Annotated in this window: 23 protein-coding genes and 1 pseudogene; 14 read left to right on the top strand and 10 right to left on the bottom strand. The window is 68.1% G+C overall.

Going from position 1 to position 15,877, the window contains the following annotated elements; translation table 11 throughout:
• Positions 1-234: 234 nt before the first annotated feature.
• The 5 genes and pseudogenes from AB0B64_RS55790 to AB0B64_RS55810 all read right to left on the bottom strand — a co-directional run bounded on the left by AB0B64_RS55790 (position 235) and on the right by AB0B64_RS55810 (position 2,964).
• Positions 235-429, bottom strand: coding sequence for a hypothetical protein (locus AB0B64_RS55790; RefSeq protein WP_357956725.1), 195 nt, complete (start codon positions 427-429; stop codon positions 235-237).
• A gap of 10 nt (positions 430-439) precedes the next feature.
• Positions 440-643, bottom strand: a complete 204-nt coding sequence (locus AB0B64_RS55795; protein ID WP_357956727.1) for a hypothetical protein — start codon at positions 641-643, stop codon at positions 440-442.
• A complete protein-coding gene (locus AB0B64_RS55800; RefSeq protein ID WP_357956729.1) occupies positions 631-1,224 on the bottom strand; it encodes a CAP domain-containing protein in 594 nt (197 codons plus the stop codon). Before AB0B64_RS55800 ends, AB0B64_RS55795 begins: the two co-directional genes overlap by 13 nt.
• 797 nt (positions 1,225-2,021) lie before the next feature.
• Positions 2,022-2,262: pseudogene (locus AB0B64_RS55805) on the bottom strand (permease); the annotation flags it as partial.
• A gap of 318 nt (positions 2,263-2,580) precedes the next feature.
• A complete protein-coding gene (locus AB0B64_RS55810) occupies positions 2,581-2,964 on the bottom strand; it encodes a MarR family transcriptional regulator (protein ID WP_358203636.1) in 384 nt (127 codons plus the stop codon).
• Positions 2,965-3,113: 149 nt separating this feature from the next.
• Here AB0B64_RS55810 and AB0B64_RS55815 point away from each other — a divergent pair, with 149 nt between their 5' ends.
• The 3 genes from AB0B64_RS55815 to AB0B64_RS55825 are packed head-to-tail and all read left to right on the top strand — an operon-like array spanning position 3,114 to position 4,505.
• Complete coding sequence (locus AB0B64_RS55815; RefSeq protein WP_358203335.1) at positions 3,114-3,725, top strand: hypothetical protein; 612 nt, start codon at positions 3,114-3,116, stop codon at positions 3,723-3,725.
• A gap of 41 nt (positions 3,726-3,766) precedes the next feature.
• The gene (locus tag AB0B64_RS55820) at positions 3,767-4,390 is read left to right on the top strand and encodes a DUF6328 family protein (RefSeq protein ID WP_358203344.1); all 624 of its coding nucleotides are present in this window, start codon (positions 3,767-3,769) and stop codon (positions 4,388-4,390) included.
• 10 nt (positions 4,391-4,400) lie between these two features.
• A complete protein-coding gene (locus AB0B64_RS55825) occupies positions 4,401-4,505 on the top strand; it encodes a three-helix bundle dimerization domain-containing protein (RefSeq protein WP_357956736.1) in 105 nt (34 codons plus the stop codon).
• Between the two features lie 79 nt (positions 4,506-4,584).
• Here AB0B64_RS55825 and AB0B64_RS55830 read toward each other — a convergent pair whose 3' ends face one another.
• The 3 genes from AB0B64_RS55830 to AB0B64_RS55840 form a co-directional block, all read right to left on the bottom strand.
• Positions 4,585-5,703, bottom strand: coding sequence for a serine/threonine-protein kinase (locus tag AB0B64_RS55830; RefSeq protein ID WP_358203352.1), 1,119 nt, complete (start codon positions 5,701-5,703; stop codon positions 4,585-4,587).
• Between the two features lie 74 nt (positions 5,704-5,777).
• The gene (locus AB0B64_RS55835) at positions 5,778-6,161 is read right to left on the bottom strand and encodes an STAS domain-containing protein (RefSeq protein WP_357956740.1); all 384 of its coding nucleotides are present in this window, start codon (positions 6,159-6,161) and stop codon (positions 5,778-5,780) included.
• A gap of 160 nt (positions 6,162-6,321) precedes the next feature.
• Positions 6,322-6,558, bottom strand: coding sequence for a hypothetical protein (locus AB0B64_RS55840; RefSeq protein WP_358203362.1), 237 nt, complete (start codon positions 6,556-6,558; stop codon positions 6,322-6,324).
• A gap of 462 nt (positions 6,559-7,020) precedes the next feature.
• Between AB0B64_RS55840 and AB0B64_RS55845 the strand changes: the two genes are divergently transcribed.
• The 9 genes from AB0B64_RS55845 to AB0B64_RS55885 all read left to right on the top strand — a co-directional run bounded on the left by AB0B64_RS55845 (position 7,021) and on the right by AB0B64_RS55885 (position 13,037).
• A complete protein-coding gene (locus AB0B64_RS55845) occupies positions 7,021-7,194 on the top strand; it encodes a CsbD family protein (protein WP_357956744.1) in 174 nt (57 codons plus the stop codon).
• 131 nt (positions 7,195-7,325) lie between these two features.
• Positions 7,326-7,538, top strand: a complete 213-nt coding sequence (locus tag AB0B64_RS55850) for a hypothetical protein (protein WP_357956746.1) — start codon at positions 7,326-7,328, stop codon at positions 7,536-7,538.
• Between the two features lie 87 nt (positions 7,539-7,625).
• Entirely contained in the window at positions 7,626-8,597 is a 972-nt protein-coding gene (locus AB0B64_RS55855; RefSeq protein ID WP_357956749.1) for a LysR substrate-binding domain-containing protein, read from the top strand.
• 234 nt (positions 8,598-8,831) lie between these two features.
• A complete protein-coding gene (locus AB0B64_RS55860; RefSeq protein WP_357956751.1) occupies positions 8,832-9,116 on the top strand; it encodes a GlsB/YeaQ/YmgE family stress response membrane protein in 285 nt (94 codons plus the stop codon).
• A gap of 55 nt (positions 9,117-9,171) precedes the next feature.
• Positions 9,172-9,474, top strand: coding sequence for a hypothetical protein (locus AB0B64_RS55865; protein WP_357956754.1), 303 nt, complete (start codon positions 9,172-9,174; stop codon positions 9,472-9,474).
• Between the two features lie 217 nt (positions 9,475-9,691).
• Positions 9,692-10,174: a hypothetical protein gene (locus AB0B64_RS55870; protein ID WP_357956756.1), complete on the top strand. Its 483-nt coding sequence runs from the start codon at positions 9,692-9,694 to the stop codon at positions 10,172-10,174.
• Positions 10,175-10,298: 124 nt separating this feature from the next.
• On the top strand, positions 10,299-11,069 hold the full coding sequence (locus tag AB0B64_RS55875) for a SigB/SigF/SigG family RNA polymerase sigma factor (protein ID WP_358203381.1): 771 nt from the start codon (positions 10,299-10,301) through the stop codon (positions 11,067-11,069).
• Positions 11,070-11,088: 19 nt separating this feature from the next.
• Complete coding sequence (locus AB0B64_RS55880; RefSeq protein ID WP_358203388.1) at positions 11,089-11,922, top strand: DUF1206 domain-containing protein; 834 nt, start codon at positions 11,089-11,091, stop codon at positions 11,920-11,922.
• 263 nt (positions 11,923-12,185) lie between these two features.
• Positions 12,186-13,037 (top strand): VC0807 family protein, encoded by an 852-nt coding sequence (locus tag AB0B64_RS55885; RefSeq protein ID WP_358203396.1) that lies wholly within the window; start codon positions 12,186-12,188, stop codon positions 13,035-13,037.
• Between the two features lie 273 nt (positions 13,038-13,310).
• Here the strand turns inward: AB0B64_RS55885 and AB0B64_RS55890 are convergent, their stop codons facing one another.
• The gene (locus AB0B64_RS55890) at positions 13,311-13,502 is read right to left on the bottom strand and encodes a hypothetical protein (RefSeq protein ID WP_357956764.1); all 192 of its coding nucleotides are present in this window, start codon (positions 13,500-13,502) and stop codon (positions 13,311-13,313) included.
• Positions 13,503-13,873: 371 nt separating this feature from the next.
• On the opposite strand from AB0B64_RS55890, the gene AB0B64_RS55895 reads away from it, so the two are divergent.
• Positions 13,874-14,185 carry a UBP-type zinc finger domain-containing protein gene (locus tag AB0B64_RS55895; RefSeq protein ID WP_357956766.1) on the top strand — a complete coding sequence of 104 codons (312 nt, stop codon included), beginning with the start codon at positions 13,874-13,876 and terminating at the stop codon, positions 14,183-14,185.
• Positions 14,186-14,310: 125 nt separating this feature from the next.
• Positions 14,311-14,670, top strand: a complete 360-nt coding sequence (locus AB0B64_RS55900) for a hypothetical protein (RefSeq protein WP_357956768.1) — start codon at positions 14,311-14,313, stop codon at positions 14,668-14,670.
• A 156-nt stretch (positions 14,671-14,826) separates the two neighbouring features.
• On the opposite strand, the gene AB0B64_RS55905 is transcribed toward AB0B64_RS55900, so the two are convergent.
• The gene (locus tag AB0B64_RS55905; protein WP_358203410.1) at positions 14,827-15,843 is read right to left on the bottom strand and encodes a hypothetical protein; all 1,017 of its coding nucleotides are present in this window, start codon (positions 15,841-15,843) and stop codon (positions 14,827-14,829) included.
• Positions 15,844-15,877: the final 34 nt, after the last annotated feature.

Consider the following 15,877-nt stretch of genomic DNA (forward strand, 5'->3'; position numbering starts at 1 on the left):
CGCAGCACGCTCGGCAACTCACCCGCCGGTCAACCGCAATCCACTGTCGACCAGCCGTGTCGCCATCTTGTCCGCGCCGTGTCATGGTCAAGTCACGGTCGCGCCGACAGCGGCCGCCGCCAAGAACCGTGACATGCGGCAGACGTACATTCGGAACGAATCGCGTGCGCATGCTAGAGCACGCCTCCCTCCCCCTGTACGAGCCGCCGCCTGATCGCAGTGACGCGGCGCAACCTACTCGTCGACGTCCATCGCGATCGCCCGCTCCCGATCGGCCCGCAACTGCATGACGTGCTGCTCCATCTCCGGCAGGTAGGTCGGGTCGGCGCGGAAGAACGTGCAGGCGGCGCACTGGAAACGGATGGCGCAGGCGTTGCCTCCGGCTCTGACGTTGGCGGGCTCCTGGCAGCGGCCGTAGGGCACTGCCACCGACTGCGCCTCATAGGCGGTGCCCGAACGGGTCGGCCGAGCACACCGGCGCGGTCGAAGCCGTGACGACCGGCGATCTCCACCGCTTCTCGCTTCCGCTTGAGGGAGAGTTGCGGTAGTAGACCTGGGTGGAGATCGTGCTCTTGTGGCCCATGAGCTCGCGAAGCACGTCCTCGGGGTGCCGGCGTACGTCCCGCCTGGCTATCGCTGGCAACGCCCGAAGTCGACGACGTACGTGCCGCCGCCTGCGGCCCCCGCGCCGGCCGGATCCGCCGACCCTGCCGCGACTCCGATGCCGAGGTCTCTCAGCGTCGGGCTCAGGACGATCTGGCGGTGGCCGTACGTGCTGACGTTCACCCACCAGTTGACGGCGGCCCGCGCCGTGCCGTAGCCGGTGCCCCAGCCGGTGTAGGTGGTCTCGGAGTAGGCCCACGACACCGGGTTCGGGCAGTAACCCGCGCCGGTGATGCGACTGTACGGCGTCGAGCCAGTCTGCGGATTGGTGTGCGAGTCGGCGCCGGGCTGCCACCACTTCAGGCTCGCCGCCGCAGCGGCGTGCGACGTCGCCGCCGAGTCGAGCGGGCTGTTGCGGGTGAGCGCGGCCAGCCCGACCTTGGCGCGTTCGGCGTCGATGAGGCAGTGCACCGCCTGGCCGACCATGGCGAGGTTGCCGCTGGTTGGAGCCGCGTCGTAGTACGCTGCCGCGGTGGCGCACCCCGGCGCGGCAGCGTACGCCGGGGCGGCGCTCACGAACGGGACGACCATTAAGGCAGCCAGACCTATGGTGCGAATCACAGGGATCTCCTTTGGCGATCGGATGCTCATGCCTTCCTAGTGAAGGGCGACTCCCAGGTGCGCGCATGAGTAGCCCCTACTCAGCCGCAGCTCTCGCGCAGATCGAGACTCCGTCGCCGTCCAGCTCATCGCGGTAAGCCCCCGCCCGGTCATCGCCATGACCAGCGTCACCTTCCCGCCCCACACGGGGGCTGGCCGACGCCGACGCGGACACGGGGTCGACCAGGAGCCATGCCGTCCACGTCCGTCCTTCGTGTTCAGGGGCCCGCGGTGACGGGTGGGAGTGCGGGTGGTGGATGGTGGGCTCGTGCCCGATCAGTCGCGCCAGGTGCCGTGCTTCGGCGAGTTCCGCGAAAAGGCCGTCGTGTGAGCATTATTCGTACGGCTCCGCCGGCTGGTCGATCTTCGTGACGTCGGTGGCGGTCAGGTCGGGGATCACGTAGCCGTGGGGGATCTTGCCCTTCCACGGATCCATGAGCCGGTGACCTGTACCCAGGAGTTCTCCCTCGGCGCAGGCACGCCCCGGACCGCCACCTTCAAGGCGAGGGCGTCGGCGGCGCAGCAGCTGATCTGCATCCTGGTGACGTACCAGTGGTTCTTCTCTTCGACGGCACCACGAACACCGGCACGGCCAGCAGCCACGCCACTCGCGGCCCGTGCTTGTGCTCGTGCTCGTGTTCTTGGTCCTGCGCGTGGTCGCTGTGGTCGCGCCACTGCCGGACGAGCGCGACCAGGGCGAGGCCGACCAGCACCGCGCCGGCGCCGATGAGCAAGGGCCGGAAGCCCGGTTTGACGTCCACCAGGAAGGCGAGCTTGGCCGTGGGCGAGAAGGCGGTCAGCGAGGCGGTCACGAGCGCGTCGGCCTCCGAGCAGATCGACAGCAGCAGCGCCAGCACCAGCACGGACTCCACCGGAACACCGGCCACGGAGGTGAGCCATGAGCGGGGAACCACCACGTTCAGCGTCGCCGCGGTCAGCCCGCCGATGACCAGGAACCCGCCCCGTGTGCAGCAGGTCGTGGAACGTCGAGTCCAGGAAGGCGCCCTCCTTAATCTGCCCGGGCGGCGCAGGTCCTGGTCTCCTTCGTCGCCGCCCTGCAGTACGAGGCCGGTCGGGTATTCGATCTGCCGGGCCAGGACTTCGGCCAGGTAGTGCTGGTCGCCGACGTCGAGACCGCCATGGCCGATCTCGCTGGCGGAGCGACTCGCGGCAAGAGCATCCTCCGGATCGGATGACGCCAGCGGGTCGGCCCGGAGCGCTGTCGGCTCCAAAAGCATCCCGGGCCGCCGGAAGGAGCTCCAGGGGAGCGCCGACACAACACCCAGTTCCGTGGTGCCCGCTGGATGCCGCGAGAGATCATGACTGGTGCCCGGTGTTCCGGTCGGCCTGGCTCTGCTGACCTGCCCGAGGGTCGCGTTCACGAGGAGCAGGAACTCGGCAGCGGCGCCGAAGCGGGCGCCGGCCGGGGTCGTGGCCCCGAGGATCTCGGCCGCGCGCTGCGATGTGGCGGGCGGGGTGTCGTTCATCTGCAGAGCCGCGAGGGTGGACCGGACCCAGAGCTCGTCGTCGGCGACATAGCGTTCGCGGCGCCCGCCGGGGAGGTCGTTCCCGCTTGAGTAGTCGGTGCTGCTGGAGGAGGGCGACGGTCTGCGAGATCGACGCGGGGCTGACACGAAGCCGCTGGACCAGGTCAGCGGCGGTGGGGGTACCGGAGGCGGTGACACCGAGGCGACAATTCAGCCCGTCGAGGGGCGTGAGCTGTGATCAGCTCACGCGATGAGCTTTGCTTGAAACGCCCATATCCGTCTTCGGGTAAGCGGCGTTGACTGACAGTGTCCGGTCACCTGTCTTCGGGCGAGGTGCGCCGGCGATACCCGGGGGAGGCGGTCGTGTCTGCCGAGACCGTGATCTGGGTGGCCGCCATCGTCGGGGTGATAGTGATGGTGCCGGCCTTCGGTTTCTTCTTGTTGCGGAGGCGTCGAGGTCGCCTTCGCGAGCGATTCGGCCCCGAGTACGAACGCACTGTTGCCGCCGCGGGTAACCGCAGGGCGGCCGAGCGTGAGATGCGAGCCCGTCGAATGCGATCAGGCCCACTCGATATACAGTCGCTCGATCCCGACGCACGCCGCGGCTATGCCGAGAGGTGGGCCGCGGTTCAGGAGCGTTTCGTGAATGAGCCGAGTCCGGCGGTCAGCGAGGCCGATCTGCTGGTGAGGGCCGTCATGGCCAAGCGCGGCTATGCCACCGAGGACTTCGCGCAGCAGGCGTCCGACTTGTCGCTGCGACACAGCCGCACCTTGGAGCACTACCGCCAAGCCCATGAGATCAGCGGGCGCGCCGGGGACGGTTGGGTGTCGATGCAGGAACTGCGGCAGGCCTTGACGCATTTTCACGCCTTGTTCGACGACCTCATCGGCGGCGATCAGCGGCCTCTCCGGGCTCGGGCTGCCGCTCGATCATCCATGACACGCCCACACGGAGCTGCGAGTCCCCGCCAGTAAGGTCGCGGCGCTCAGGAGGCCGCGAGCCGGAAACACGATCGATGGATCCACCCCGTGGTCGTGCCACGGAGAACTCACGGAGGTGCCAGACCGATGGCGTTGCCCCATCACAGGAGAGCCAAAGCCGCCTTCTCGCTGATGGCGACGCCTCTGCCGGGACGGCCGAGGAGAGCAGCGCCGACGAGAGCCACAAGGAACGCATCGACCGCGAGCTGTCCGAGCTCCTGCAGGGGCTGAGGGTCATGGTGACCGGGGTGCAGGTAGTGTTCGCCTTTCTCCTGGCGATGCCGTTTCAGAGCGGCTTCGCCAAGGTGGACACCTCGGGCCATTGGCTGTTCTTCATCGCGTTGACGGGGTCGGCCACCGCCTCGGTCTGTTTCATCACGCCCGCTGTTCAGCACCGGTTGCTGTTTCGTACCGGACTGAAGGAGAAGATCGTGCATCGCGCCAACGAGCTGGGCCTCGTCGGCGCCGTGTCCCTGGCGGTCGCGATCACCTCCGGGGCGGCTTTGGTGGCCGAGGTCGTGCTCGGCAATTGGCTCGCCATCGTGTTCGGTGCCGCGGCGGCGCTGGCGACCTGCTGGCTGTGGCTCCTGCAGCCGATCATCGACCTGCGCCGCCAGGCAACGGCCGATCCACCGCAGACGACACACAACGAGGACTAGCCGGGCGGAGGTGGCCCACCACCGTTTCGATGGGCGGCCGATCCGTGACTTCGTTCCGATCTTCGTCGAGCGGATCGCCAAAGAAGACCTGCGCCGGTCCGCCTCCTCGCGCTGATGTCTCTGTACGCCCGAGGAAGGCCAGACGGCCGGGCACTTTCAGTAACGCCTCCCACAGGATACGGATACGGGCGTTGTCAGCCCAAGGCCCTGCGCGCCCAGCCGAGCGCAGCAGAGGGATCCATCCCGAGCGGGATGCGGTCGGTGGGGGTGTAGCTGAGCCACTGGTCGATGAGCCGGCCCAAGTGTTCGGGCACGTCCGGGGTGAGGCGATCGGCGCGTTCGGGGCGGGTGCCGGCTTGCATCAGGTGGCGGATCTGCAGCAGGTCGGCGTCTGTGCCGACGACGGTTTCGAGCTCGCGTCGCAGCGGCGCCAGGCCGGTCAGCAGCCAGTAGGCCAGGGCGCCGACGCCGTACAGGTCGGACAGCGTGCTGGGGGTTGCGCCGGTGACGCCGAGTTGCTCGGGGCTGGCGAACCACTTGGTGCCGCCCGGGGACACCGTGGAGACGCTCTTGCCCGCCTGGTGCAGCTGGGACATGCCCCAGTCGATGATCCTGACGTTGGCAGGGCCGTCCAGCACGATGTTCTGCGGCTTGATGTCCAGGTGGATGATGCCGCTCGCGGCGGCGGCCTCAAGGCCGGCCAGCACCTGGTCCAGGATCTGCAGGCTCCACTTCAGCGAGACGCCGGCGCCTGGCCTGCCGTGGAGGTGGAGGTGGAGGCTGCCTGGCTGGTAGAGGGGCGAGATGAGGTAGACCGCCTGGGATCTGCGGTCTCGGCCGGAGTCGATGATCTGCCCGATGTGCGGGTGGTTCAGGCGCATGCTCCGTACTTCCCGCAGGAAGGTGCGGAATCGTTGGGGGTCGTTGTTGGCTTGGTGGAACACCTTGGCGACGACGGTGGCGGCGGGGTCGGCGAGTTCGTAGGCCTTGTACAGGGTGGCCATGGCGCTGGCGTCGGCGTTCAAGGGGGCGTAGATGTGCCAGCGGTCGTTGAGCACCATGATCGGCGCAGGGCGGTCGTCGTCGTCGGGAGCGGGCGCTGGCTGCGTGCTCTGACCTGCCTGGCCCGCCATGGCCTGCCGCCGCGGCAGGTGCCGGCTCCGCGCACGCTGCAGCGTGGCCGAGGCGATGATCTGCGCTGAGGTGATGATCTGCTCGGCGTCGGCGCGGGCCTGGGCGAGGATCGCGGCGGCCTCGACCTGGGCGTCTTGGAGCACCTGATGGCGCGGCCGGTCCGGCGCGGCTGTTGCCACGACGGGAGGATAGGGGCGAGGCCGATTGGTCGTTCCGCTGCCGACGGGGAGAACAGACATGGGGGCACGAGGTCTCAGCGCGCTGCCGCAGGGCAGGACCCGACCCTGCCCGTACCCGTGCCGGGGGTGGTGCCGTACATCGGGAAGCTGCAGTCCAGACCGGTGACGCGCAGCACCTTGGCCACATGCGTGCGGGGTGCGGCCAAGCCGAGGGCGATGTCCAGGGATCTGGCCTGGCGTTGGACGCCGACAAGGACGCTCAGCCCGGCGGCGTCGCAGAACGACACCCCGGACAGATCGAGGATGAGCAGGCTGGTGCTGTGTTGCAGGGCGCGCAGCAGGCGTTCGCGCACCGCCTCGCGGGTGGCGAGGTCGAGCTCGCCGCGCAGGTGAACGATGGTGGCGACAGCAGGGATGAGCCACAGACCTGCCCCGAGGCGGGGGCGGAGGCTGGTCATGAGGTTCTCCGATCGGGGGCATCACAGGATGCGGCCCTTGCGGCGACAGGGCTTCGCGAAGAGGTCGAACGAGGTCGGTGACCCTGCTGCGCAGGTGGCCGGCGGCACAACGCCGGGGGCATCCCTCGGGGACCGGTGGCTCATGAGTGAGCGGAGCCGTTCAGCCGGGGTGCGTCGGTACCTGCCTCAAGTCAGGCAGGGTGGAGTGGTCGAGTTCGCCCTCGACCCACAGGCCCGCACGATCGGCAAGTGGGGTGATGCGCAGGAGCTGATCGGTGGCCGTGGCGGGGACGGCCCTGATGGGTGCGGTCGTGATGGGGGTGAGGGCGGTCACGAATCGTTCGACCAGGGCGGCGATAACGGAAGCGGGGGCGCTGGCGGCGTCCTTGGTGCTCATGCCGGGCTCCTACAGGAGAGTACGGGAGACAAGAGGGCCGCGGGGTCGAAGCGGCGGCGTGAACACGTTGCGAGGATGCCAGCGTGAGCAGTGTCGTACGGTGCAGTGACCTGATCATCCAGCAGACTCGACGGAGCGGAAACCACCGATGTCAGCCAGGCTTATCACCAGCGGCGATCACCGGCCAGGGGCTGGTCGGGTGAGAGTAGCGGGACCTCGCCCGGAGAAGTGCCGATCTCCCGGCCCCGGGCACCGACATCGGCCCGGGGGGCACGCTCATCGGTTCCGGTGATAACCGGCCTGATCTTTGCTCATTTCCCCGCCATAGGCCGGGGAGGACACTGGGACTCCAAGCCGCCTAAGCGCGGTGAGTGTCCGTCTGCGCGAGGTCATGGCTGACGGGCAGACGGATCAATGGTCTGCCCGGGTGATGGCAGAGCGGGGCGGTGAAGGGAAAACACTATGAGTCTTGGTACGAAGATCCGAGATAAGGCGCAGGTCGTCAAGGGCTGGGCTAGGCAGCGTTTGGGCCGCGCCACCGACAACCAGCGCCTGCAGGCTGAGGGCAAGACCGATCGGGTCATGGGCAACCTGAAGCAGGCCGGCGGGAAGGCCAAGGACGCCTTCAAGCACTGACTCCCTCTGGGCAGGCTGCCCGGCGGGGCCGGGCCGCGAACCGGTCCCGCCCGAATACTGCCACACCCACGATGAGCCGTGCGACTCGCCGTTCCCCCTCATCGCCTCCGACACTTCCGCGCAATGAAAAGATGGAGACAGAAGCGATGCGCTTCGCGTCGATAGTGCTCATCCTGTGGCTGATCGCCGGCGCCGTCGCGGCGGGCCAGCGCGGTTACTACACAGGACCGGTCGAGAACTGCAACCAGGTGGCCACCGTCGCCGTAACGGTCCTGGCAGGCCCGCTCAACTATCTTGGTATGAACCCGAAGATCGCCTGCCAGACGCCCAAGCCCAGCAAGTAGCGTCAGGGCTGCCCAAGGCTCGCGAGGATCTAAAGTGCAGGAAGATGGTCCCTGTCGGTGCTGCCCGGTCGGGAAGGGGTGGCGGGCATGGAGTTGCGCCAACTGCGCTATTTCGTGACGCTTGCCGAGGAGCTGCATTTCGGCCGGGCGGCTGCCCGGGAGCACATCGTGCAGTCCGCGCTGAGCCAGCAGGTGCAGCGGCTGGAGCGCGAGCTGGGGGTGCGGCTGCTGGAGCGCAGCACCCATCACGTCGACCTGACCCCGGCGGGCACGGCCTTCCTCGTCGAGGCGCGCCAGATCCTCGACCATGTGGGCCGAGCCAAGCAGGTCGCGCGCAACGCCGTCGCGGTAACACCGACGCTTCGGGTCGGCATCATCGACGCCGGCTACGATTCGATGCCGCAGATCCTGCGTGAGCTCCAGCGCGCCCATCCGGATATCACCATCCATCAGGTCGAGGCGGGCACCCCCGAGCAGTACCGGCAACTGGCCGACGGGCGCCTGGACATCGGCATCGGATATGCCTCCCAGGTTCCGCACGAGGTGACCTTCGAGCTGATCAGGCTCGATCCGCTCGGCGTGCTGGTTCCCGACGACCACCGCTTCGCCGGCTGGGACGCCGTACCCGTCGCTGCCCTGGCCGACGAGTTGCTGCTGCTCGGCGAGGAAGCGCAGACACCCGAGCTCAACCAGCTCGTCATCGAGCTGTGCCGCTCGGCCGGGTTCGCACCCACCATCTACGAGGGAACCGTCGAGAGCACCCGCGCCGCCGCCGACCTCGTCCTCCAGCACCGCTGCGTGCACTGCATCCCCTCCTCCTCCCACACCTCCAACCGGCCGGGCACCACCTGGCGGCCCCTGACCGAACCCGTCACGCACTACCCCTGGTCACTGCTGTGGCACGACGCCAACTCCTCCCCCCACATCGCCGCCGTCATCGACAGCGCCCGACAACTCGCCCAACGGCTCGGCTGGCTGCAATCCGCCGCCCGGCCCACCGAACCGACACCCGGCGAAGATGCTCCGACAGCCACCAGCCACAGCGATGAGCCTGTGTGATACGCCGGGTTTCAATGCCGGTCGCGCCACGAAGTTCCTTCTCCTGCTGATCGGTTCTGCAGATGGGTTCTTTCCGGATCGCCGGTTTCCGTCCCGTACGCCGGGGGTGTTGGCTCAAGGCGAATGAGTACGACCGTCGGCGCCGACAATCCCGCGGCGGCCGGCCCCCTGCTTCGACCGGTCCGGAAGACCGATCCGCGCAGACATCGATGCACCGCCAAAGGGAGTTCGGCCATGGGCATCATCGCTTGGATCATCCTCGGACTGGTCGCCGGGCTGGTGGCCAGAATGCTGGTCCCCGGTAAAGACTCGCAAGGCTTGATCATCACCCTTGCGCTCGGCATCGGCGGGGCGCTGCTGGGCGGCTTCGTGGCCACCCAGGTGTTCCACGTCGCCGGGGTCCAGGGCTTCTTCAACCTGTCCACCTGGATCTGCGCCATCATCGGCGCGGCAGTCCTGCTGCTCGGCTACAACCTGATCACCGGCCGGCGTTCGGGTCGCTGGGCCGGCCGCCGATGACCCCGCCCCACTCACCCCGCGGCTCAGGTGCCTGCCGCGGCAGGAGTGATGCGTGATGCCCATTGCCGCAGCCATCGCGGTCATCGTCTTCGGCGCGATCCTCACCTTCGCCCTGGCGGACGGCTCGGCGGGCGGCTTCAACCTACGCATCGTAGGTGTCATCTTGATGCTCGGCGGCGCCGCCGCCCTCTTGCTGCCTCTGCTGCTGCGCAGCCGGTCACGCTGGAGCCAGTCCACCGTCCGCAGCCGCCAGGACGTCATCGACGACCGGCCGCCACCCACCCTGATAGACCCTCCTGACTACGACGGCAGACAGGGCGGTACCCGCAGGGCGGCCCCGGACGATCATCGCCTGTGAAAAGAGATGCACCACCGTACCGGTGACCGCATCCGATCTGAAGCCGTACGGAACGCCCGTGCCGACGGCGGCCGGTACGCCGCGGCAGCCCGATGGGCGGTCAGGACCAGGCGGCACACCGGTATCGGCGTGCCGCTGCTCAACCTATGTCCAACCGTTGTCTTTGCCCCGTCCTCGCCAACGTGCGCGAAGGCATCGACATCTCTAGGAGGCAGACATGCGCAACGACCACGTACGCCTTGACAAGCGCCTAGACGAATTCGCCGACACACCGCCGCTCCGGCCCGTACCCGTCCCCGTTCTGGAACGCGACAGCGCTGAGGATGCCCCGTCGACGACACCGTCTGACAAGCTCGTCTTCGACCTGTCGGCCCAGCCACCACCCGCACCGCCGGCACCAGCGGTGTCTCTGCTCGACAGTGACCCGGCTGGTGTCCATGACCGCTGGCGAGACCTTCAGACGGCCTTCGTCGACGATCCCCGCGATGCGGTGCAACGCGCCGACTCGCTCCTGGACGAAGTGATGGCCTCAGTCCATCAAGCCCTGGAAAGCCGCATCCGTGAGCTGCAGGACCTGTGGAAGAACTCCGGCCACAACGACACCGAGCAGCTGAGAATAACCCTGCGCTCCTACCGCGACACCCTGCACCGGCTGCTGCCACTCACCGACGCCTCCGACCGTGATGACGCGTCACGGTAACCCCGTCCCGTTGGTGCGGTTGAACACTGACTCCGGCCGTCCTCCACGTCCCCCGACCTTGGCCGTCCTTGTCCACCGACGGATCGCCGGGCGTTTGCCAGGCAACCGGAAGAAAGGAAAAGGGATGGCCGTCCTGGACACTGGCCTGGAACAGATGACCGCCGAAGAGCTCCTGATCGAAATGGTCCGGCCGCAGATCTCGGAAGCGCACAAGGCACGGCTGCGCGAGCGGCTGGTTGAGACGCACGCCTGGATGGCCAAGTCCCTCGCGCGCCGCTACCGCAACCGGGGCGAACCCATGGAAGACCTTCTGCAGGCCGCCTACGTCGGCATGGTCAAGGCCATCAACGGGTTCGACGCCGGCCTCGGGCACGACTTTCGCCGCTACGCGGCCGTCACCATGGCGGGCGAGGTCAAACGCCATTTCCGGGACCATGCGTGGGCAGTCCGGGTTCCCCGCGTCTACCAGGAAGGCCGCTCGAGGCTGAACAAGCTGTCTGCCGACCTCAGCCAGAGCCTGGGCCGCTCGCCTACCGTCGCCGAGCTGGCGCTCGAGATGGGCCTGTCGGAGGAAGACGTCCTGCTGACGATGGACGCCTCGGGCGCTTACAGCACTCTGTCGCTGGATGCCCCCGTCAACAACGACGGCGACTCCTCCAGTCTGGGCGACTTCCTGTCCCAGGACGACGAAGCACTGGACACCGTCATCGGCAGGCAGTCCGTCAAGGCGCTCATCGACGCCCTGCCCACGCGCGAGAAGCACATCCTGCTGCTGCGCTTCCACGGCAACCAGACCCAAGCAGAGATCGCCGCCGAGTTCGGACTCTCCCAAATGCACATCTCCCGCATCCTGCGCAACGTCCTGGGCCAGCTACGCAAGGCACTGACCGACTAACCGCACCTGGAGGACTGTGATGACGGCGAAGAGCGGGGTCAAGTCCGCGGGCCGCCAGGCGGCCTCAAGCCGCTGGCTTGAAGGGCTGGCCCGGGGAGGGTTCGTGGCATGCGGTGTCAACTACCTGCTCATCGGCGTGCTGGCCGTACAGATCGGCGTAGGCGCCGGCGGTGAGGCGGCCGACACCTCAGGAGCGATGCATGCCGTCATCGCCTACCCCGGCGGGTTGGTGCTCTTGTGGCTGGTAGCGGTCGGTTTCGCGGGGCTGGCGTTGTGGCGACTGGCCGAGGTGGTGTACGGGCAGGCCAGCCCGAACGGCCAGACGGTCACCAAACGGCTGGCGTCTCTGGGCCGTGCCGTCATGTACATAGCCCTGTGCATCGGCATCGTCACCTTCCTGCTCGGCGTCGGAAGCCAGCGGTCGGGTAACAAGCAATCCAAGGATTTCACCGCGATCCTCATGAGCTTTACGGGCGGTCGATGGCTGGTCCTGCTGGTCGGTCTAGGCGTCGTCGGGGTGGGCCTCAGCATGATGGCGGAAGCCGTCCGCAGAAAGTTCGTCGACAACCTGCACATGACACAGATGAGCGCGCGCACCCGCAAGACCGTCCAGGCGCTGGGGGTCGTGGGCATCTTCGCGCGTGGGAGCGTGTTCGCCGTCCTCGGCGTGTTCCTCGTCGTCACCGCCGCCACGTTCGATGCGAAAGAGGCCCAGGGGCTGGACGGGGCGCTGCGCAAGTTCACGTTGACGCCCCTTGGCCCCTGGCTGCTGGTCGTCGTCGCGCTCGGCTTGGTCACCTTCGGGTGTTACTCCTGGTTCGAGGCGCGCTGGCGCAAGACAGAGCCCGGCTAGACGACCTCACCGACCTAACCATCAGACCTGCGCCCCGCCGTCGAGCCGGGACGCTGGATCCAGTGGCGCCGCTGAGCGAATTTGGCGATCGGCGGCGGCGATGAGCCTTGCTGGCTTCGCCCGTATCCGGGCGGCGGCGATGGGCGTTAACTGAGGGGGTCCGGCCGCCGGCCTGAGGAGGTGTGCCGTGATGGGTGCTCGGGAGAGCGCCTGGCTGCTCGCGGCACGCTCGCCAAGGCGTCTTCGGGTCCTTGGAGGACATCGTGGCCACCGTTCAGGCCAGTACCGCAAGCAATGCCGCTCCCGTGGTAGCGGGCCCAGCGCTGGTGGTCTTTCCCGGCCTGACGTCATTGGCCAGGCAGGCCGCACCCCGCCTGCTGGAGGCGGTGATCGTCCCTCTCACGCTGTTCTACACTGCATTGGCCGTCTTCGGCCTGTACGGTGCGCTGGCCGCGGTGCTCGCCTGGGCCTATGGCAGCGTCGCCTGGCGGCTGCTCAGGGGCCGCACGGTCTCCGCGAGCATGATCCTGGCCACGATCGCGATCACCGTCCGCGTCGCGCTGGCGGCCTGGAGCGGAAACGCGATCATCTACTTCCTGCAGCCCGAGCTGGGCACACTCTGCTTCAGCATGGTGTTCCTGGTCTCCGTCCGGCTGCGCCGTCCGTTGGTGGGCAAGCTGATCGGCGAATACGTCCGGCTGCCCCGGGCGGTCATCACGCACGAGCGGGTCCGCCGCTGCTTCGTCCAGCTCACCCTGCTGTGGGCGCTGGTCCTGTTGCTGAATTCGACCTTGAGCATCTGGCTGCTGCTGCACGCGACGCTCGGCACCTACCTGCTCGTCCGCCCCATCGCCGTCGCGGTCATCAGCGTGCTCGCCTTCACCTGCTCGGTGACGCTCTTCCTGCGGGTGCTGCGCCGACTCGGCCTCTCTGCCAGAGCCGACCAAACCCGTCACCTGCCGAAGGGTGCGGGACTGCACGAACTCCAGCACGATCCACGGCCGTCCTGCCCGTTCGACCACGTCGTACACGGCGGTGACATGGGGTGGCTGATCCGCGCTGCTGCGCGAGCCTCTCGCCGGGTGCGCTCGGCCAGGATCCTCCGTTCGGGGTAGCGCCACCTCCTTGATCGCGACGTCACGCGGCAGCAGCTCGATGCGTCCGCGCCCGACTGTCCCCAGTCCGCCCCTGCCAAGGGGTTCGAACCTCCTTCCCCTCCCCTCCTCCGCCAGCCGGTGCGGAGGCCGACGGTACCGATTCCCGCCTGGTGCAGGGCGAGCAGGCATAGCCCAAGGAGCACGAAGAAAACTCCGTCGAGCCCGGCGAGGGAGACGTTGAGCAGGTCGAAGAGCAGGCCGAGTCCGAAGATGATGGCCGCACCGAGGTCATCACCCCATCAAGTAGTGCGCCGGCTTGCTGCACGGCCTCGCGTGGGTCGTCCACGAACGTCGCCTGCAGAGCCGTTCCTGCAGGGCACCCAGCAGCGACGCGGGTACGGCGACCTCATCGGAGGGCGGGGTATCGGCGAGCGGGGGCTCCGAAACCTGCCCCTCGATGCGTTCGCCGTCTCGAATATCCATGTTGAGTCACCTTTCTCCAGAGCCGTCGCCCTGGAGCGACGGCTCACCGTGGGCTGGTGTCGTTTGTCGTTGACCCTCGTCGGCCCCGATGAGGAGGTCGTCGAACAGGGCGCTAGTGCTGCATGGCCTGCCGTCGATCCTCGGTGGGTGCCTCATTCCGGGCGGCGCGTCCACTGATCGCGTACGCCTGCCTATAGCGGTCCAGGGTGGGGCCGCGAGTGACCGACAGATCGGATACCGTCGTCCCCGCTATCGCTGCTGGTGATGGGGCTTGCTGCGACTGCCTCTTTCCGCTGATTCGCCGATCACGTTGACTGAGGTATGAGATCAGTCGGCGCACCTTGCGTCGCTGTCGCCGTGAGGGGGTCGTGATGACCCTGGACGCAGAAGGTATGCAGGTAACCAGGCGGGCCGCTCTGAACGGTAGCGCGCCGCGCTGCGATCACCTCGACACGCTGATGGTTGTCGAACGCGCATCACCCGAATGCAAGGAATGCCTGGTCCTCGGCTGGGCCTGGACACGCCTCCTGGCCTGCCTCACCTGCGGATGGGTGGCCTGCTCCGACGATTCTCCCGGCAACCACGCCCAGGCGCACTACCAGGAGACCGACCATCCGGTGGTCGCCGCGATCGAGGCGGGCTCGAGCTGGCGATGGTGCTATGTGCACGGGCGAACCGTGTGAGCGGGACGAGAAAAGCCCCCGGGCAGAGGCCTTCGGCTACCGGCAATCCAAGTGGGCTGACCTGGGCGTTTCGAGCGACGTCTCCAGGGCAGCCGTGATCTCAACAGCAGATGAGGAGGCGTCACGTGACCGCCGGGACTCTGATCTGGGTGGCCGTCATCGTGGTAGTCGTGGTGGCCATCGCCGCAGTCGCGTATCTCGCACTACGCCATCAGCGCCGTAGCCGCCTCCGTGAACGGTTCAGCCCGGAATACGAACGCACACTGGCCGGGCAAGAGAACAGGGGCGCGGCCGAACAGGAGTTGCTCGCCCGTGAGGAGCGCGTCGCCGAGCTCGACATCCGACCGCTGGCGCCCGAGAGCCGGCAGACCTATGCCGCGCGCTGGACAGAGGTGCAGGAACGTTTCGTCGATGCTCCAGGTTTCGCGGTGACAGAAGCCGACCAACTGGGCTCCGGGGAGGATCGGACCGGATTTTGGCGCTAGAACCGACCGGCTCGCCGCCCGCACATGGATGCTGAGAGCGGGGTGAGGAACGGGAGCGAACCGCCGTTGGCTGTGGGCGGTGCTGTCGATGATAGGCCGGTCAGCCCGTGGACGTAACCGACGACAGCGCCGTGGCGTTCGTAGCCTCGGCCACGATCAGCGCGGCCAGGCTGACCCCGAAGTCCTCCATGGGCGAGTCGGCGCCGGAGATGTGGGTGAAGTCGGCCGGCAGGCCGGTGCGGTCGAAAAACTTCCAGCAGCAGCTCGGGAAAGTCCAGCCGGGGCAGCATGCCGTCGACCAGGCTCCGCAGCTCCTTCATCAGCGGCGGCTCTTCGGCCGCGCCGAGCTTCTCCAACTGCAGCCGGCCGCCGACGAACTGCACCGCGGTGTTGGCGCCGAGCCCGTCCAGCACTCGGGCATAAGCGCCCTCCAGCGCGCTGGCGAGCTCGGCCAGATGCCCGGCCGGTTCGACCTCCAGCTCCAGCGAGGTGAGGAGGCGCGGCCCGCGCCTCCTGCCACGCCGACCCGTCCAGCAGCCGGGCTCGCGGGTCGCTCCAGCGCTCGGCCCCTTCGGCGAACACATCGCGCCGGCGCAGCGCGTGGTGCAGGTGCATCACGGCGCACAGCACGAACGCCGCCTTGCCGATCTGTCCCTCCGGCAGGTCCGGGTTGCGGTAGACCAGTGGCCGCCATGACCCGGCGATCAGCGCCTCGTGCGCGGCGATGTCGCCGGGGGTGTAGCGGCGCCGGTTCTTGGCCATCGCCGCAGCGGTGCGCACCATGGCCAGCACCGGAGTGCCGGCCTCGACCGCGCGGAACCGGATCACCTCCAGCAGCAGTTCGCTGAAGCCCTGCACGGTGCGGTAGCGCTTGACCAGCTCCGCCCGCCATTCGGCGGCCGCGTCATCGTCGGTGGCAGGCACGAACGCCGCGATCGTCTGCACCGCCGAGGCCAGCTTCTCGCGCGGCACCACCTCCTCGATCGCTTTCCACACCTCCACCAGCGACACCAGCCGATCCTCGGTCGCCTCCGGCGCCGACATCAGCACCTCCACCGCCGAGGCCATCGTGCGCGCTGCCTTGCGCAACTTCGGGAACGTGCGCAGCTGCTCTGCCTTGCCCGCCCGCTCGGCCCGGGCCAGCAGGTTGGAGGTGATGAGCAGGTCCAGCACGTCCAGGGCGTCATCGACCCCGGCCCGAGGCCCG

Source organism: Nonomuraea sp. NPDC049129 (genome assembly GCF_040648495.1).
In the GTDB taxonomy this organism is placed as follows: domain Bacteria; phylum Actinomycetota; class Actinomycetes; order Streptosporangiales; family Streptosporangiaceae; genus Nonomuraea.

What these genes read in the sequence shown, in the direction of transcription:
- AB0B64_RS55860 (WP_357956751.1), top strand. Translation starts at nt 8,832, where the DNA reads ATGGGCATCATCGCTTGGATCATCCTCGGACTGGTCGCCGGGCTGGTG.
- AB0B64_RS55845 (WP_357956744.1), top strand. Translation starts at nt 7,021, where the DNA reads ATGAGTCTTGGTACGAAGATCCGAGATAAGGCGCAGGTCGTCAAGGGC.
- AB0B64_RS55895 (WP_357956766.1), top strand. Translation starts at nt 13,874, where the DNA reads ATGACCCTGGACGCAGAAGGTATGCAGGTAACCAGGCGGGCCGCTCTG.
- AB0B64_RS55880 (WP_358203388.1), top strand. Translation starts at nt 11,089, where the DNA reads ATGACGGCGAAGAGCGGGGTCAAGTCCGCGGGCCGCCAGGCGGCCTCA.
- AB0B64_RS55840 (WP_358203362.1), bottom strand. Translation starts at nt 6,558, where the DNA reads ATGAGCACCAAGGACGCCGCCAGCGCCCCCGCTTCCGTTATCGCCGCC.
- AB0B64_RS55890 (WP_357956764.1), bottom strand. Translation starts at nt 13,502, where the DNA reads ATGGATATTCGAGACGGCGAACGCATCGAGGGGCAGGTTTCGGAGCCC.
- AB0B64_RS55870 (WP_357956756.1), top strand. Translation starts at nt 9,692, where the DNA reads ATGCGCAACGACCACGTACGCCTTGACAAGCGCCTAGACGAATTCGCC.
- AB0B64_RS55835 (WP_357956740.1), bottom strand. Translation starts at nt 6,161, where the DNA reads ATGACCAGCCTCCGCCCCCGCCTCGGGGCAGGTCTGTGGCTCATCCCT.
- AB0B64_RS55865 (WP_357956754.1), top strand. Translation starts at nt 9,172, where the DNA reads ATGCCCATTGCCGCAGCCATCGCGGTCATCGTCTTCGGCGCGATCCTC.
- AB0B64_RS55850 (WP_357956746.1), top strand. Translation starts at nt 7,326, where the DNA reads ATGGAGACAGAAGCGATGCGCTTCGCGTCGATAGTGCTCATCCTGTGG.
- AB0B64_RS55875 (WP_358203381.1), top strand. Translation starts at nt 10,299, where the DNA reads ATGGCCGTCCTGGACACTGGCCTGGAACAGATGACCGCCGAAGAGCTC.
- AB0B64_RS55820 (WP_358203344.1), top strand. Translation starts at nt 3,767, where the DNA reads ATGGATCCACCCCGTGGTCGTGCCACGGAGAACTCACGGAGGTGCCAG.
- AB0B64_RS55855 (WP_357956749.1), top strand. Translation starts at nt 7,626, where the DNA reads ATGGAGTTGCGCCAACTGCGCTATTTCGTGACGCTTGCCGAGGAGCTG.